General features: G+C 61.8%; 14 protein-coding genes. 9 read left to right on the plus strand and 5 right to left on the minus strand.

Annotated features, from left to right (window positions below; all coding sequences use genetic code 11):
* Together ACMGF9_RS17315 and ACMGF9_RS17320 are read right to left on the minus strand one after the other, a co-directional pair.
* Entirely contained in the window at positions 1 to 996 is a 996-nt protein-coding gene (locus ACMGF9_RS17315; RefSeq protein ID WP_414160340.1) for an ABC transporter substrate-binding protein, read from the minus strand.
* Between the two features lie 4 nt (positions 997 to 1,000).
* Positions 1,001 to 3,163 (minus strand): TonB-dependent siderophore receptor, encoded by a 2,163-nt coding sequence (locus ACMGF9_RS17320; protein ID WP_414160341.1) that lies wholly within the window; start codon positions 3,161 to 3,163, stop codon positions 1,001 to 1,003.
* 188 nt (positions 3,164 to 3,351) lie between these two features.
* On the opposite strand from ACMGF9_RS17320, the gene modE reads away from it, so the two are divergent.
* The 9 genes from modE to gpmA all read left to right on the plus strand — a co-directional run bounded on the left by modE (position 3,352) and on the right by gpmA (position 12,411).
* Positions 3,352 to 4,143 carry a molybdenum-dependent transcriptional regulator gene (modE, locus tag ACMGF9_RS17325; protein WP_015376996.1) on the plus strand — a complete coding sequence of 264 codons (792 nt, stop codon included), beginning with the start codon at positions 3,352 to 3,354 and terminating at the stop codon, positions 4,141 to 4,143.
* Positions 4,144 to 4,233: 90 nt separating this feature from the next.
* On the plus strand, positions 4,234 to 5,721 hold the full coding sequence (gene modF / locus ACMGF9_RS17330) for a molybdate ABC transporter ATP-binding protein ModF (protein WP_176325942.1): 1,488 nt from the start codon (positions 4,234 to 4,236) through the stop codon (positions 5,719 to 5,721).
* A gap of 94 nt (positions 5,722 to 5,815) precedes the next feature.
* Positions 5,816 to 6,388, plus strand: coding sequence for a cysteine hydrolase family protein (locus ACMGF9_RS17335; protein ID WP_015376994.1), 573 nt, complete (start codon positions 5,816 to 5,818; stop codon positions 6,386 to 6,388).
* A gap of 166 nt (positions 6,389 to 6,554) precedes the next feature.
* Positions 6,555 to 7,373 carry a CPBP family intramembrane glutamic endopeptidase gene (locus ACMGF9_RS17340; protein ID WP_015376993.1) on the plus strand — a complete coding sequence of 273 codons (819 nt, stop codon included), beginning with the start codon at positions 6,555 to 6,557 and terminating at the stop codon, positions 7,371 to 7,373.
* A 286-nt stretch (positions 7,374 to 7,659) separates the two neighbouring features.
* On the plus strand, positions 7,660 to 8,712 hold the full coding sequence (gene galT / locus ACMGF9_RS17345; protein WP_049278102.1) for a galactose-1-phosphate uridylyltransferase: 1,053 nt from the start codon (positions 7,660 to 7,662) through the stop codon (positions 8,710 to 8,712).
* Positions 8,709 to 9,860, plus strand: coding sequence for a galactokinase (gene galK, locus ACMGF9_RS17350; protein ID WP_033633895.1), 1,152 nt, complete (start codon positions 8,709 to 8,711; stop codon positions 9,858 to 9,860). Before galT ends, galK begins: the two co-directional genes overlap by 4 nt.
* The gene (galM, locus tag ACMGF9_RS17355; RefSeq protein WP_033633897.1) at positions 9,854 to 10,897 is read left to right on the plus strand and encodes a galactose-1-epimerase; all 1,044 of its coding nucleotides are present in this window, start codon (positions 9,854 to 9,856) and stop codon (positions 10,895 to 10,897) included. Before galK ends, galM begins: the two co-directional genes overlap by 7 nt.
* A 197-nt stretch (positions 10,898 to 11,094) precedes the next feature.
* Positions 11,095 to 11,442, plus strand: a complete 348-nt coding sequence (locus tag ACMGF9_RS17360) for a PsiF family protein (RefSeq protein ID WP_033633898.1) — start codon at positions 11,095 to 11,097, stop codon at positions 11,440 to 11,442.
* 216 nt (positions 11,443 to 11,658) lie between these two features.
* Positions 11,659 to 12,411, plus strand: a complete 753-nt coding sequence (gene gpmA, locus ACMGF9_RS17365; RefSeq protein WP_004939834.1) for a 2,3-diphosphoglycerate-dependent phosphoglycerate mutase — start codon at positions 11,659 to 11,661, stop codon at positions 12,409 to 12,411.
* 46 nt (positions 12,412 to 12,457) lie between these two features.
* Here the strand turns inward: gpmA and ACMGF9_RS17370 are convergent, their stop codons facing one another.
* From ACMGF9_RS17370 to aroG, 3 genes are all read right to left on the minus strand, one after another.
* On the minus strand, positions 12,458 to 13,495 hold the full coding sequence (locus tag ACMGF9_RS17370; protein WP_004939835.1) for a M48 family metallopeptidase: 1,038 nt from the start codon (positions 13,493 to 13,495) through the stop codon (positions 12,458 to 12,460).
* 7 nt (positions 13,496 to 13,502) lie between these two features.
* Positions 13,503 to 14,693, minus strand: a complete 1,191-nt coding sequence (locus ACMGF9_RS17375) for a YjgN family protein (RefSeq protein WP_015376988.1) — start codon at positions 14,691 to 14,693, stop codon at positions 13,503 to 13,505.
* 268 nt (positions 14,694 to 14,961) lie between these two features.
* On the minus strand, positions 14,962 to 16,014 hold the full coding sequence (gene aroG / locus ACMGF9_RS17380) for a 3-deoxy-7-phosphoheptulonate synthase AroG (protein ID WP_015376987.1): 1,053 nt from the start codon (positions 16,012 to 16,014) through the stop codon (positions 14,962 to 14,964).
* Positions 16,015 to 16,217: the final 203 nt, after the last annotated feature.

The raw sequence follows: 16,217 nt of genomic DNA on the forward strand, positions 1-16,217 counted from the left end.
TCAAGGTTCCTTGTTGGAAAGCGTCGGAGCCTGCGGCGACAAGGCCGCCAGGCCCCGAATCAAACGGCCCAGCGCCGCCACGGTGCGGGCGGAAGGGTCCATGTCGTAACCGGGGAGGATCACGTAGCGCCGCTGACGCACGGCGCGCAGCGTCGCGGTCAGCGGGTGATGCTCCAGAAAGGCGATCTTGTCGGCCGCGCTGTCCCCGAAGCCGCCGCGCGGCAGATCGCCAAGCACGATCGCATCCGGATCGCGCGCGGCAATAATCTCCCAGGACACCGTCGGCCACAGCTCGGGCAGATCGCCGAACAGGTTCTCACTGCCGACGCTGCGGCTCAGCAAGCCTGGCGCGCCGCAGCAGCCGGCCACATAGGGCGTCTGCGCGCCGGCATACCACCACAGCAGCCGCCAATGCGGCAGCTGTGCGCGCTGCGGCTCAAGCGCCCTCAACTGCCCGCGCAGCCGTTCGATCAGCGCTTCACCGGCGCGGCTGACGTTGAAGATACGCGCCAGCTCCCGCAGCTCGGTGAAAATGTCTTCGAACGTCAGCGCGGCGGCGATCGCGCTTTGCTGGCCGCTGCAGGCGCCGGGAGAGAGATAAGTGCCGATGCCCCATTCCGCCAGCCGCGCCCGATCGGGCGTTTCCGGGCTGTACAGCCAGTAATAGCTGGCCGAATAGACAAAATCCGGCCGCATCAGCAGCAACGCTTCCGCCGTGGGCGGCGCCGGGCTGGCTGGCACCCGCAGCGCCTCGGCCGGCGCCGTCGGCGTGGGATCGCGCGCGCGGTCATACCCGACCACGCCGATCGCACGGCCGGCCAGCCCCAGCGCCAGCAGGTTTTCCAGCGCCGGGTTGGCGTAAACCAGCACCCGCTGCGGCGGCTGCGGGTAATCGCGCGTTACCCCGCAATTGTGCAGGCTGACGGCATCGGCACGCAGCGGCGCGCCCCAGCCCAATCCCAGGACGCACAACAACAGGTAAAGCGAACGTTTCACGCCGTCAGAACCTGACCGACACGAAGGTTTCATAGCTGCGCGGCGGCGCAATCAGCGCCTGATCCGGGTAGGTGCGCTGATAGGCGTACAGCTGGTTGGTGGCGTTGCGAATGCGGAAACCGACATCGACGATCGGCGTCAGCTGATAGTCCGCCGCCAGATCAAGCGTGGTGTACGCGCGCATCTTGCGCCGGTTGGCATCGTCGTTGTAACTGCTGCCGACGTAGCGCAGCGAAGAAGCCAGCCCCAAACGTTCCGTCGCCTGATAATGCACGCTGAGGTTGGCGGTCCAGTCCGGGATATAGGCCGGGCGATTGCCGTTGTAACTGCGCAGCGGGCTACCGCCGCGATAGTCGTCGTAGCGGGCGTGCGTGTAGGCGGCGTTGCCGGCCAGTTCCCAGCGCTCGTCGGGACGCAGCACCACGCCAAGCTCGATGCCGCGCGACGTCTGCCTGCCTACCGCGTTCAACGCATCCGGCCGCTGCGCGTCGGGCACAAACAGGTTGTCCTTGCGCAGTTCGTACAGCGCCAGCGTCGCCTCGCCCTTGTTACCCCAAAATTGCCCTTTGGCACCGGCCTCCCACTGGCGCGCTCGCGTCAGCGGCAGATCGGTCTGCGTCGGGCTGAGGAAGAACAGATCGTTGCCCGGCTCCTGGCCGGTGGTGTAGTTGGCGTAGAGCGTGAGGTTATCGGTCAATGCATAGCTGGGGCCCAGGCTCCAGGTGCTGAAAACATAGGTGTGCGCGCGGCTCTCTTCCTGCGGCCCCTGGAAGCGCCAGTCCATGTCCATATGGTTGTAGCGCAACTGGCCCAGCAACGCTAAACGCTCGGTCAGGCTGAAGCGATCTTCAAGAAAGGCGGCGTACTGATTCTGGGTGACGTGGCGCACCGGCGCGCGTTGGCGATCGGTGCCCTGCGCGAACGGCTCTCTGGGCGGCGCGCCGAGCGGCACGTCTTCGGAACCGGGGAAACCGTTGGAGTAGTACTGAAAATGCCGCTTGCTCAGATCGAAGCCGACCAGCAACCGGTTATCGAAACCGGCAATGGCGCGATCGAACACCAGCGAACTGCGGTTGCCGATCAGATCGTCGTCGTGCGCCAAGGCGCCGAAAGAGTCGCGGTTGACGTCGCCGGGCCGGGCCGCCGCCGCGACGCGGAAACGCTCGACGTTGCGCCATTCGCGAAAGCCGCTGTAGTAATAGAATTGGTTATGCCACTCCACTTCAGGCGTCATAAACCAGTCCAGACTGGCCTGAAATGCGGTGGCGTTGCTCTGGATGCGGCTGTCGGTCAGGTTGTTGTAATTGATGTCGCGCAGCTCGCCGGCAATGCGCCCATCCAGCAGCGGCGTGCCGTAGTAAGGGTTGTTGGTGCGGTTGAGCATGCGGTCCAGGCTCAGCGTCAACAGCGCATCGTCGGTCAGCTTAAACAGCAGCGAGCCGGAAATCCGCTTCTGCCGATCGCGCTCGTCCTGCACGTTGCTGCCGCTGTCGTTGCCGCTGACGTCCAGCCGATACGCCACCGCATCGTCCACCAGCGCGCCGCCGGCTCCCAGATGCAAGCGCTGGCTGCGGTAGCTGCCGAGGCCATAATCGAGCTCGAACGGCTGGCGGCTGAAGGTCGGCCGCCGCGAGATCAGGTTGACGCTGCCGCCCGCGGCGCTCAGGCCGTTCAGCGCCGATCCCGGCCCGCGCAGTATCTCGATGCTGTCGTAATGCGCCGGATCGCCCAGCTGCAGCGTGCTGCCGGGCATTTCTACGCCGTTATACAGCCAGGCGATCGGCCGGAAACCGCGCGCGGAAAAGTTGTTGGATAACGTTGGCGAAGCGACGCCGGACAGGCCGGTGGCGTGCTCGACGGCGGCGGCCAGCGAGCGATCGCCCCGCTGTTGGATCGCCCGCGCGCTGATGATATCGATGCTGCGCGGCGTCTCCCGAGCGGTCAGCCCGAGCTGTGACGCGCTGCGGCTCACGGCGTTCAACGCATCGTAGCGCCCGGCGGGGGCTGCCGCCTCCACGGTGAGATGTTCTTCGCATCCCGTGGCATTGCGGGCTTTATCGCAGTCGGCGGCGAAAGCCAGCGGCGCCGTCAGTGCACCACCGACCCAGGCGGCGGCCAGGCATAAAGATTTTCTGGGCGCGCGAAAGCGCCGGCGTGTCGTACTCATGTGGAGCATCCCTGTGGTGAAATAAAAACCGGCCGCAGCCGGCGTAAAGCCTTATCGTTTTTCTGTTATGTTATATTATAACAACAAAGCAATACCAGTCTTTATTACCCCACTCTCCAGCGCACTGCGTTTGGCGCTTTGCCGCCAAATCGGCGACAATAAGATTTTTGCCGCCGACAGGATGCGCTATGCAGGCCGAAATTCTTCTGACTCTCAAACTCCAGCAAAAGCTGTTCGCCGATCCGCGCCGCATCGCGCTGCTGAAACAGGTGCAGCACACCGGCTCCATCAGCCAGGGCGCCAAGCTGGCGGGCATCAGCTACAAAAGCGCCTGGGATGCCATCAATGAGATGAACCAGCTGGCGGAACAAACGGTGGTGGACCGCGCCACCGGCGGGAAAGGCGGCGGCGGCGCACAGCTGACGCGCTATGGCCAGCGGCTGATCCAACTGTATGACCTGCTGGGTCAGGTGCAGCAAAAGGCCTTCGACGTGTTGCAGCAGGACGATCTGCCGCTCGACAGCCTGCTGGCGGCCATCTCGCGCTTCTCGCTGCAAACCAGCGCGCGCAATCAATTCTTCGGTACCGTCATCGAACGCGATCATCAGCAGGTGCAGCAGCACCTGGCGATTTTATTGAACGACGGCAGCACTCGCCTGACGGCGGCCATTACCCAGCAAAGCGCCGACCGGCTGCAGCTGACGCCGGGCAAAGAGGTGCTGGCGCTGATCAAGGCGCCCTGGGTGCGGTTAAGCGTCGAGACGGCGGAACATGCCGGCGCGGATAACGCGCTGGCGGGCGTGGTGGCCGGCATTCAGCCAGGCGCCGAACACAGCGAGGTGCTGGTGACGCTGGCGGGGGGCGAAACCCTGTGCGCCACGCTGACGACGGCGGAGCTGCAGCGTCTGCAACTGAGCGTCGGCGCCGCCGTACACGCCCTGTTCAACGCCGACCACGTGATTGTCGCCACGTTGTGTTAAGCGCAACGTAACGTTGCATTTTTGTTGATTGACATCCCCCTGCAATGCGCCTATTTCTAAGGCAAATAATTGCAAAAAAAGGAACAGGTGATGTCGTCGTTGCACATTTCGCAAGGTTCATTCCGCTTAAGCGATACCCGTACCCTGACGCTGGACGCGCTGGAAATCCAGGCCGGCGACAGCTGGGCCTTCGTCGGCGCCAACGGCAGCGGCAAATCCGCCCTGGCGCGGGCGCTGGCCGACGAACTGGTTCTGCTCGGCGGCGAGCGCCGCAGCGACTTTCAGCACGCGGTGCGCATCTCCTTCGAACAGCTGCAAAAAATGGTCAGCGACGAGTGGCAACGCAACAACACCGATCTGCTCAGCGCGGACGAAGACGACACCGGCCGCACCGCGGCTGAGATCATTCAGGAAGAGGTGAAAGACGCCGCGCGCTGTGAGCGGCTGGCCGCACAGTTCGGCATCACCGCCCTGCTGACGCGCCGCTTCAAATACCTCTCCACCGGCGAAACGCGCAAGACCCTGCTGTGCCGGGCGCTGATGCCCGAGCCCGACCTGCTGATCCTCGACGAACCCTTCGACGGGCTGGACGTGCACTCACGCGCGCAGCTCGCCGCGTTGCTGAGCGAGCTTTCCGCCCAGGGCCAAACCGTGGTGCTGGTGCTCAACCGGTTCGACGAAATCCCGGATTTTGTCCGACGGGTGGGCGTGCTGGCGGACTGCACCCTGACCAGCCGCGGGCCGCGCAGCCAGGTGATGGCGGACGCGCTGGTGGCGCAGCTGGCGCACAGCGAAAATCTCAACGGGCTGGCGCTGCCGGAAACCGAGGATCCGACGCAAAAAGTAGCCCTGCCGGCGGATCGGCCGCTGATCGTCCTGCGTGACGGCGTGGTCAGCTATAACGATCGGCCGATCCTCAATCACCTCGACTGGCAGGTAAATCCCGGCGAACACTGGCAGATCGTCGGCCCGAACGGCGCCGGCAAATCCACATTGCTCAGCTTGATCACCGGCGATCATCCACAGGGCTACAGCAACGATCTGACGCTATTCGGCCGCCGCCGCGGCAGCGGGGAAACCATCTGGGAAATCAAACGCCATATCGGCTACGTCAGCAGCAGCCTGCATCTGGATTATCGCGTCAACACCAGCGTGCGCAACGTGGTGATGTCAGGGTTTTTCGATTCGATCGGCATTTATCAGGCGGTTTCGGATCGTCAGCGGCAGCTGACAGAGCAATGGCTGGCGCTGCTCGGGGTCAACGGCGCGCGCGGTGACGCCCCGTTCCACAGCCTTTCCTGGGGCCAACAGCGGCTGGCGCTGATCGCCCGCGCGCTGGTGAAACACCCGGCGCTGCTGATCCTCGACGAGCCGCTGCAGGGGCTGGATCCGCTCAATCGCCAGCTGGTGCGCCGCTTCATCGACGTGCTGATCGGCCAGGGCGCTACCCAGCTGCTGTTCGTCTCGCACCATGCCGAAGATGCGCCGCAGTGCATCACTCACCGCCTCAGCTTCGTGCCCGACGGCGAGGGCGGCTACGGCTACCAACATCAGCGGCTGGCTGCGGCCTCCGCCTGAAACGCGGCGTAAACATATCCGGCAACACTTCACCGCAGCACATCACATTTGGCCTTTTATCATAGAAAGGAAGAAGGCCATTTCTGGAGACGCCATGTCCGCTGCGTTGATTATCATCGACCTGATCGAAGATCTGATTGGGCCCAAAGGGCGCGCCAACCACTGCCACGAACAGGTGGCGGCGACCCACCTGCTCGCCAACGTCAATGCCGCCGCGGCCTATGCCCGGGTGCGAAAAATCCCGGTGATTTGGGTGCGGGTGGGATTCGCTGACGATTATCATGACATTCCGCCCCATTCGCCGCTGTTCAACCATCTCAAGCAGATCGGCGCGCTGCGGTTAAACGGCCCGGGCTGCCGCTGGATGCCCGAACTGCATCAGGAAGAGACCGATCTGCAATTTGAAAAAACGGCAGTCAGCGCTTTCTCCGGTAACAATTTGTTAGCCTGGCTGCGGCAACATCGGTGCCACCATCTGCTGCTGGCGGGCGTCAGCACGCCGCTCGCCATCGAGAGCACTGCGCGTCAGGCGCATGACGCCGGTTTCCAGGTGACCGTGCTGCAAGACCTGTGCGCGGCCCCCACGCAGGAGATCCACCAGCAAAGCCTCGATACCTTGCAAAACCTGGCCGAAATCACCCGTTCGCAGGCATGGATGAAAGGCTAACCCTCATCGCCGCCGGTCGTGTGGGCCGGCATCATGCACAAATGCATCACTGCCCCGACCTTTAGCGTCATCTTGGTGTGCTACTATCCGCTCTAGCGCTCAATTTCGCCATCATCGCACGCCGCAAAGGCGCTGAGCGCCGTGTACATATTTAAAGGGACATATTATGTGGGGCGTACTGGCTGCTTCGTTATTTTTCTTGCCGTTTAACCGGCTGATAGCCTGGGTGATCCTGGCCGCCTCGGCGGGCATGGGGCTTTATCATGGGGTATTGACGCCGCTCAGCCTGGGTTGCCTGTTGGCCATCGTGGCACTGGCGGGGCTGCGCCACCATTTTCGCGCGCAACGCAATCTGGCGATTGCGCTCGAAGGGCTGGTGGTCGCCGGCTGCGTGGCGCTGTTCTTGCACCTGGTGCCGGGCATCCACAATCAGCTGATGATCGACGGCGAAAAAGCCGGCCCGCTCAGCGCGCCGTTCACCATGTATTACAACTTCGATAAGGCGATGGTGCCCTTCCTGCTGTTCGCCTGCTTGCCCACGCTGTTTTCCGCCGAACGCGGCGGCAACGCCGGCAAAACGGGCTGGATTGCGCTGCTGCTGGCCGTGCCGGCGCTGTTGCTGCTGGCCGTCGCGCTGGGCGGCTTAAAAATCGAGTTGCATGCGCCCGCCTGGATCCTGCCGTTCGTGATGGCAAACCTGTTCTTCGTCTGCATGGCCGAAGAAGCTCTGTTTCGCGGCTACCTGCAACAGCGTCTCAGCCAGTGGCTGGGCGCTTGGCCGGCGCTGATCGTCGCCTCCCTGGTATTCGGCGCCGCGCATCTGGCGGGCGGTACGCTGATGGTGATCTTCGCGACCCTCGCCGGGGTGATCTACGGCCTGGCGTGGATGTGGAGCGGCCGTCTGTGGGTGCCGATTCTGTTCCATTTCGGGCTTAATCTGACCCATCTGCTGTTCTTCACCTATCCGCTGTACCAGCATTCTTAACGGCTGAAGCCGGCAGAGAGCCCCCTCTCTGCCGGCTGGTCGGGTGAAAACGCTATCACCGGCACCTCACCGCAATGCCCTCAATCACGTTGTCGCCCGCTTTTCTTCGCCCTTCCTGCGCTTTTCAATGAAGTGTAAACGATTCCACTTTTCGCGTTAGATCACCTTTTTACCGCCGCGGGCGTGCTATCTTTCTGCGCAATAGCCTCTCCCTGTTCAGCAACGGGCGTCTCAAGACGGTAATTGGAAGCGATTACACTTTCGTCGGCGCCTAGAAAGGAACTGTATGACGGAATTTAACCCTATCGATCATCCGCACCGCCGCTACAACCCGCTCAGCGGCCAGTGGGTGCTGGTTTCACCGCACCGCGCCAAGCGCCCCTGGCAGGGCCAACAAGAAGCCGTCCCGACGGAAACGCTGCCAACGCACGATCCCGACTGTTTCCTGTGCCCGGGCAATGCGCGCGTCACCGGCGATCGCAATCCGGATTATCGCGGTACCTATGTTTTCGCCAACGATTTCGCCGCGCTGATGAGCGATACGCCACCGGCGCCCGATAGCCAGGATCCGCTGATGCGCAGCCAGAGCGCGCGCGGCGTCAGCCGGGTGATCTGCTTCTCTCCCGATCACAGCAAGACCCTGCCCGAACTGGCGCTGCCGGCGCTGGAACAGGTGGTCGCCGCCTGGCAGGCGCAAACCGCTGAGCTGGGCAAGCACTATCCCTGGGTACAGCTGTTCGAAAACAAAGGCGCGGCGATGGGCTGCTCCAACCCGCACCCGCACGGGCAAGTCTGGGCCAACAGCTTTCTGCCGAACGAGGCCGAACGCGAAGATCGCCTGCAGCACGACTATTTTCGGGAACACGCCTCCCCGCTGCTGCTGGATTATGCGCAGCGCGAGCTGGCCGCAGGCGAACGCATCGTGGTGAACACCGAACACTGGTTGGCGGTAGTGCCCTACTGGGCCGCCTGGCCGTTTGAAACGCTGCTGCTGCCGAAAGCGGCGGTGCAGCGCATCACCGATCTCAGCGCGGCGCAAAGCCAAGATCTGGCGCTGGCGCTGAAGAAGCTGACCAGCCGCTACGACAACCTGTTCCAGTGTTCCTTCCCCTATTCGATGGGATGGCACGGCGCGCCGTTCAACGGTGCCGACAACCGGCACTGGCAGCTGCACGCTCATTTCTATCCGCCGCTGCTGCGTTCAGCCAGCGTGCGCAAGTTTATGGTCGGTTACGAGATGCTGGCGGAAACCCAGCGCGATCTGACCGCCGAACAGGCCGCAGAGCGTCTGCGCGCCGTCAGCGATATACATTACCGTGAAGCCGGAGCCCAAGCATGAGCCTGAAACCGCTTACCCATTCCCTGTTTACCGAACACTTCGGCTACGCGCCGGCGTTGACCATCCAGGCGCCGGGGCGGGTGAACCTGATCGGCGAGCATACCGATTACAACGACGGCTTCGTGCTGCCCTGCGCCATCGATTACCAAACCGTCATCGCCTGCGCCAAGCGCGACGACCGTCAGATCCGCGTGCTGGCCGCCGATTATCAGAATCAGCAGGATCAATTCTCGCTCGACGAGCCGATCGTCAGCCACCCCGATCAGCGCTGGTCCGACTATGTGCGCGGCGTGGTGAAACATCTTCAGCGCCGCAACGCCGACTTCGGCGGCGCGGATCTGGTGATCGCCGGCAATGTGCCGCAAGGGGCGGGGCTCAGCTCCTCCGCCGCGCTGGAGGTGGCGGTGGGCCAGGCGCTGCAGGCGCTCTATCAGCTGCCGTTGGACGGCGTGGCGCTGGCGCTGAACGGCCAGGAGGCGGAGAACCAGTTCGTCGGCTGTAACTGCGGCATCATGGACCAGTTGATCTCCGCGCTCGGCCGGCGCGACAGCGCTCTGCTGATCGACTGCCGCTCGCTGGAGACCCGTGCGGTGCCGATGCCGGGCAGCGTCGCGGTGGTGATCATCAACTCCAATGTGCAACGCGGGCTGGTGGACAGCGAGTACAACACCCGCCGCACACAGTGCGAAGAAGCGGCGCGGTTCTTCGGCGTCAAGGCGCTGCGCGACGTCAGCCCCGAACAGTTTGCAGCGCGTCAACATCAGTTGGATCCGTTGGTGGCCAAACGCGCGCGGCACGTCATCAGCGAGAACGCCCGCACGCTGGCGGCGGCCGACGCGCTGGCGGCCGGCGACCTGCAGCGCATGGGCCGGCTGATGGCGGAATCCCACGCCTCGATGCGCGATGACTTTGAAATCACCGTACCGCCGATCGATCGGTTGGTCGAGATCGTCAAAGCGACGATCGGCCCGCGCGGTGGCGTGCGCATGACCGGCGGCGGCTTTGGCGGCTGCATCGTCGCGTTGATGCCGCAGGATCTCGTGGAGACGGTGCGTGCCGCCGTGGCGCACGAGTATCCGCGGCAAACCGGCGGATTGCAGGAAACGTTCTATGTCTGCCAGGCTTCGCAGGGAGCCGGTACATGCTGACGGCAACCGCGGCAGCGGCGCCCGATGGGCAACCTTACCAGCTGACACTGCTGCAAAACGCCGGCGGCATGACGGTGACGCTGATGGACTGGGGCGCCACCTGGCTGTCCGCCGTCTTGCCGCTCAAATCCGGTGAAAAGCGCGAGCTGTTGCTGGGCTGCCACAGCCCGGCGGACTACCCACGTCAGGGCGCCTATCTGGGTGCCACCGTCGGCCGTTACGCCAACCGCATCGCCAACGCCAGTCTGCCCATCGGCGGGAAACCCCATGCGCTGGCCGCCAATCAGGGCGCCCATCAGCTGCACGGTGGCCCCGACGGTTTTCATGCCCGCCGCTGGCGCCGGGTGCAGCATGATGCGCAGCAGGTCTGCTATGCGCTGCATTCGGCGGAGGGCGATCAGGGTTTCCCCGGCAATCTCGACGTGCAGGTTTGTTACCGCCTGACCTCGGATAATCGCCTGGAAATCAACTATCTGGCGCAGGTCGATCGCCCCTGCCCGGTCAATCTGACCAACCACGCCTATTTCAATCTGGACGGCGCCGGCACCGACGCCCGCGCCCAACGGTTGCAGCTGTTCGCCGATCGCTACCTGCCTGTCGACGCCGAGGGCATTCCCTGCGCCGATCTGACGCCGGTGGACGGCAGCGGCATGGATTTCCGCCAGCCGAAAACGCTGCTGCAGGATTTCCTGCGCGATCGCGACCAGCAGCGGGTGCAAGGCTACGATCACGCCTTTCTGCTGCATCGTACCTGCGGGGCGCTGGAGAGCCCGGCGGCGCATTTGTGGTCCGCCGACGGGCAAGTGCAAATGAGCGTGTTCACCGACGCGCCTGCGCTGCAGCTCTACAGCGGCAATTATCTGGCCGGCACGCCGGCGCGCGATGGCGGCAGCTACGCCAACCATGCCGGCGTGGCGTTGGAGAGCGAGTTTTTGCCGGACAGCCCGCACCATCCCGAGTGGCCGCAGCCGGACTGTTGGCTGCAACCGGGGAGCCGCTACCGCAGCGCCACGCATTATCAGTTTTATCCTATCTGACCCGCTACGCCCCTCGCCGTGCGGCCGGGGGCAATTTGTTATAAATGCTTACCTTTTAGCGCCATCCCCCCACCGGCGCCCACCTTCCCTTATTCCAAAGCGCGCACTACACTCAGGCTACCGTGATAAGCACAACGCCTTGTGCAACGTCACAATTTTCGGCCGATGGCGGCCAATCAATAGCTGAAGGAACACCTATGCGTCTGATTACTGCACTTCCATTGCTGGCGGGCTTAATGCTGAGCACCAATCTGATGGCGGCCGACGCGACGACGGCGACGAAAACGCCTTCGCCGGCGCAGGCGGCCCAACAGAAACGCATGACCGATTGCAACCAGCAGGCATCCACCAAGTCGCTGAAAGGCGCCGATCGCTCCACCTTTATGAGCACCTGCCTGAAGTCCGAAGGCACCGCTGCGTCCGGCAAAACCCTGACGCCGCAGCAGCAGAAAATGAAAAGCTGCAATGCCGACGCCAAGACCAAGGATCTGAAGGGCGACGCGCGTAAAACCTTCATGAGCAACTGCCTGAAAAAATCGGCCTGATTTTCCCCACGCCACGGCGCGTCCGGAGCGATTCCGACGTGCCGTTTCTCCCCCTTCCGCCTCAGCCTGAACGATTCAGCTTTTTCCTTTCGCCAGCCCTTACTTTGCGGCAAGAAATTGGCTATGGTTAGACACTATCGATTGCCGAGCCCCGGCCCGCGGCAATATAATGATTTTCGTTATCATTGAAATGTCAGATTATTAAGGAGTTAAGCTATGGCTGTAACTAAGCTGGTTCTGGTGCGTCACGGCGAAAGCCAGTGGAACCAAGAAAACCGCTTCACCGGTTGGTATGATGTTGATCTGTCCGACAAGGGCCGCACCGAAGCGAAAGCAGCAGGCAAGCTGTTGAAAGAAGAAGGTTTCACTTTCGACTTCGCTTACACCTCCGTACTGAAGCGCGCGATCCACACCCTGTGGAACATCCTCGACGAGCTGGATCAGGCCTGGTTGCCAACCGAAAAATCCTGGAAGCTGAACGAACGTCACTACGGCGCGCTGCAGGGTCTGAACAAAGCGGAAACCGCGGAAAAATACGGCGACGAGCAGGTGAAACAATGGCGTCGCGGCTTCGCGGTGACCCCACCTGAGCTGACCAAAGAAGACGAACGTTACCCTGGCCACGATCCGCGCTATGCTTCGCTGACCGAGCAAGAGCTGCCGCTGACCGAAAGCCTGGCGCTGACCATCGATCGCGTTATCCCTTACTGGGACGAAGAGATCCTGCCACGCATCAAGAGCGGCGAGCGCGTGATCGTTGCGGCGCACGGCAACTCCCTGCGCGCGCTGGTGAAATACCTGGATAACCTGAGCGAAGATGAAATCCTCGAGCTGAACATCCCAACCGGCGTGCCGTTGGTGTATGAGTTCGACGAGAACTTCAAGCCAACCAAACGTTACTACCTGGGTAACGCCGACGAGATCGCAGCAAAAGCGGCGGCCGTAGCGAACCAGGGTAAAGCGAAGTAATTTCGCCCGTTCACGAAAAAGCCCCCGGTTTTCACCGGGGGCTTTTTTATTGCTGCTGCGCCATCGCCTCATTCACCGCGTCCAGCCGTTCCTGCATCGCCGGATGGGTGCTGAGCCAGGCAGGCAGCGCCCAGTCATCGGTCTTTTCTCGTTCAGGCGCCTGCGCCAACGCGCGGTAGATCGCCGCCATTTCCGCCAGCGAACGCCCCTGGCGCTGCATTTCCGCTATCGCAAACGCATCCGCCTCACGCTCCATCCCGCGAGAAAACTGCATCTCATTCACGAAGGACGCAGACTGCAGCAGCGTATCGCCGATGCCGCTGACGTCACCCGTCATCCACATCAGCGTCAACGCCACCAGTGACGAACGCACTAACATGCGCATCGGGTGACGATGAGCGTGATGCCCCATCTCATGCAGCATCACCGCCGCCAGGCCATCGTCGTTTTTTGACAAGGTGACCAGGCTATCGCTGAGCACCAGCGTGCCGTCGGGCAACATAAAGGCGTTCGGCGCACCGGGCGCCGCCATCAGCTTCAGCGAGAGCGGCGTGCGCTCCTGGCGCATCTCGGCCGGCATCACCTGCCGGAATAGCTGCTGCAACGCCCGTTGCCGCTCGGCCGGCAGTGCAGAGGGCGCGAAGCCGCTCTGGTCCAAAAACGTCTGCGTATGTTTGCCCAGCGTCTGTTCCACCGAGGTGGGGATGCGCATGGCGATCTCGCTGCTCGCCCACGGCAGCACCACATAAACGTAAGCCACTACCGCCAGCAGCGTCATCAGCAGCGCCAGGGCGACGCCGCGTTTATGGCGTTCCAGACGATGCACCCACCCTGGCGAACGGCGCTGATAGAACCAGCGGCGAAAGGCCGCGTCGTCGTCAGGTACAAAGCGCCCGCCGCCCTTGAAGGTGAGCGTCAGCGGAATATTGCCCAGCGCGGCAGAAACGGTGATGTCCGTCAGCGGGATGTAACGCTGTTCATCCTGCCGCTGCAACGTCACGCCTTCGCCGCTTTCGTTCACCAGCAGACGAGCCGCCTCACGTGCGGCCCGTCCCGGCAACTGATAAGCGCCTTCAAGGATCATCGGCGCCTCAGAAGTTGCCGCCCAGATCCAGCGCCTGCAGCGCTTCTTCGGCCACCGCGCTGTTGGCGCTTTCCTGATGCGCCGTAATGTCCAGCAGCGCCAGATCGCCTTCAACCGCCGTGCAGGCCGCCAGATAACGGGCATGACGCACTTCCGCCACCGGCGTCGCCAAACCGAGCGAGAACAGGGTAATCAGGGTATTGGTGATCAACAATCCCATGTATGGCAGCGTTTTCATTGAGGAATGCAGCTTGATGTCGCCGTTCAGCCTTGCCTGGTTAAACAGATAATTGCGCTGGGCAACGACCTGGTAGCTGCTGGCCACCAGCGCGCCGATCAACAGCACCACCATCATCAGCAGAAGGCTGCTGATATTGTCCAGCACCAGCACATCAATGGCTTCGTTGGTCAACAGACCCATCAACACCATCTGATAGAGAGTAAAGAAGAACGAACCGATGCACACCAACGCGACCAACATAAATGGCAGGAATATGAGCAGGCCGATCAAGGCAAATTTGATAAAGGCCGATTTCTTCAGTTCGGCAATAAACGGTGTGCGCCCGAAGAACAGGTTATTAACGTACAAATCATGCTGCAGTGCGCTAATAATACCATTTACCGCCGCAAATGCCGGCACGGCCAAAATCAACGTCAGCACCAGCATAAAAGCGATGGCGTTGATGCTGCCAAGACCGCTGCCAATGCCGAGCAAGATGATCAGACCGACATACAGCCCGATAATCAGCAATAACGGGCAGAACAGTAAAGCCCAATAGGCGCGCCCGGTGCGGCAGACATAATTAAAACGCACGCCGCGATAGCTCGACATAATCGCATTGTAGCGCCAGCTGCGGATAACGATCCACGGCAGCAGGGCAAGCAACACCAGCAAAGCCAGCAGCCCCAACAGTGGCGTTATCGCCAGCAAGATATAAAACACGATGATGCCGCCGATCACCAACAGCCGCCCTTTCAGAATTTGCAGCGGTTGTGCATGGTAGTCGAAACGATCGCCGTCCAATTCCGTGTTGCCGTAAAAATAGCGGCGACGGCGCACCGTCGCCCAGGCGGAATAGATGCCCAGGGTCAGGGCGGTCAATAATGCATTGACTAACCAAATAGCGAAGTACTCACCACCTTTCCCATGGAATTTAATCCGGTGCAGCCCCAGCGGCTGCGAGGTATTGTTTGTCATAATTCTTTCATCCTGAAAGGAATAAGGTCATACCACTCCCCCGCTTATTAGGCCTGCGGGGTTTATGGAATAAAAAAAGCGTCTTATATAAGCACAATGCCGCGAGCAGTGACAATTATTCTTTTCTTAAATAGGAATAATGCGAAGGGGGTCGCTTAATGACTTAATTGGCCCATTAACTGTAAGCCTTAAAGTCGTGGAATATAGAGAAGTGCAATGGCAAAGATAAAACAAGGGCCCGCTATCGGGCCCTTTTCATTGTTTGCGGTTATCCGCGGCGCGCTTTTACCGCCGCCGCCAGATCGCGCAGCACGGTTTCGGTGTCCTGCCAGCCGATGCAGCCGTCGGTCACGCTCTTGCCGTAAACCAGCGGTTCGCCGCTTTCGAGGTTCTGGTTGCCTTCCACCAGGTGGCTTTCGATCATCACGCCGATGATCGCTTTTTCACCGCCGCCAATTTGCCCGCAAACATCGGCGCTCACGTCCAGCTGTTTTTTGAACTGTTTGCTGCTGTTGGCGTGGCTGAAGTCGATCATCACCTGCGCCGGCAGCCCGGCTTTGCTCAGGCCGGCTTTGACGTCCTTCACGTGCGCCGCGCTGTAGTTCGGCTCTTTGCCGCCGCGCAGGATAATGTGGCAGTCGCCGTTGCCGCTGGTATTAACGATCGCCGAGTGGCCCCACTTGGTCACCGACAGGAAGCAGTGCGGCGCGCCGGCGGCGTTGATGGCGTCGATCGCCACCTTGATGGTGCCGTCGGTACCGTTCTTGAAGCCGACCGGGCACGAGAGGCCGGAGGCCAGCTCGCGGTGCACCTGCGATTCCGTGGTGCGCGCGCCGATGGCGCCCCAGCTCATCAGATCCGCCAGGTACTGCGGCGTGATCATGTCGAGGAATTCGCCGGCGGCCGGCAGCCCGCTGTCGTTGATCTCCACCAGCAGCTTGCGCGCCAGGCGCAGGCCGTCGTTGATGTTGAAGCTGTTGTCCATTTGCGGATCGTTGATCAGGCCTTTCCAGCCCACGGTGGTGCGCGGTTTTTCGAAGTACACGCGCATCACCACTTCCAGCTCGCCGCTCAGTTCTTCACGCAGCGCCAGCAGGCGCCCCGCGTACTCTTTGGCGGCTTGGGTATCATGGATGGAGCAAGGGCCAATCACCACCAGCAGGCGATCGTCGCTGCCGCGGAGGATATTGTGAATTGCGCTGCGGGCCTGGGACACCGTCTTTGCCGCGCGTTCAGTGGCCGGGAATTTCTCCAGCAGAGCCACCGGCGGCAGGAGTTCCTTAATATCATTAATGCGTAAATCGTCGTTTTGGTAATTCATAGCTTTTCCATTCGGTATCGTGGGGTCTTTCGCAGTGCGTAACGGTGTAGATCCCAACAATCTAGCCTGTGAGAATGGCGCTGTAAATCACCTTTGCCCCCCGCCGCTGGAACCGCCAAATTAACAGCAGATTGTGCTGTTTCATCAGGGGAGCGCAGAGCCTCCTTTTTCGCTATGCTAGCGATCGGAATATAAAGTGACCC

The organism is Serratia sp. BNK-23, assembly GCF_047456145.1.
GTDB lineage: Bacteria > Pseudomonadota > Gammaproteobacteria > Enterobacterales > Enterobacteriaceae > Serratia > Serratia nematodiphila.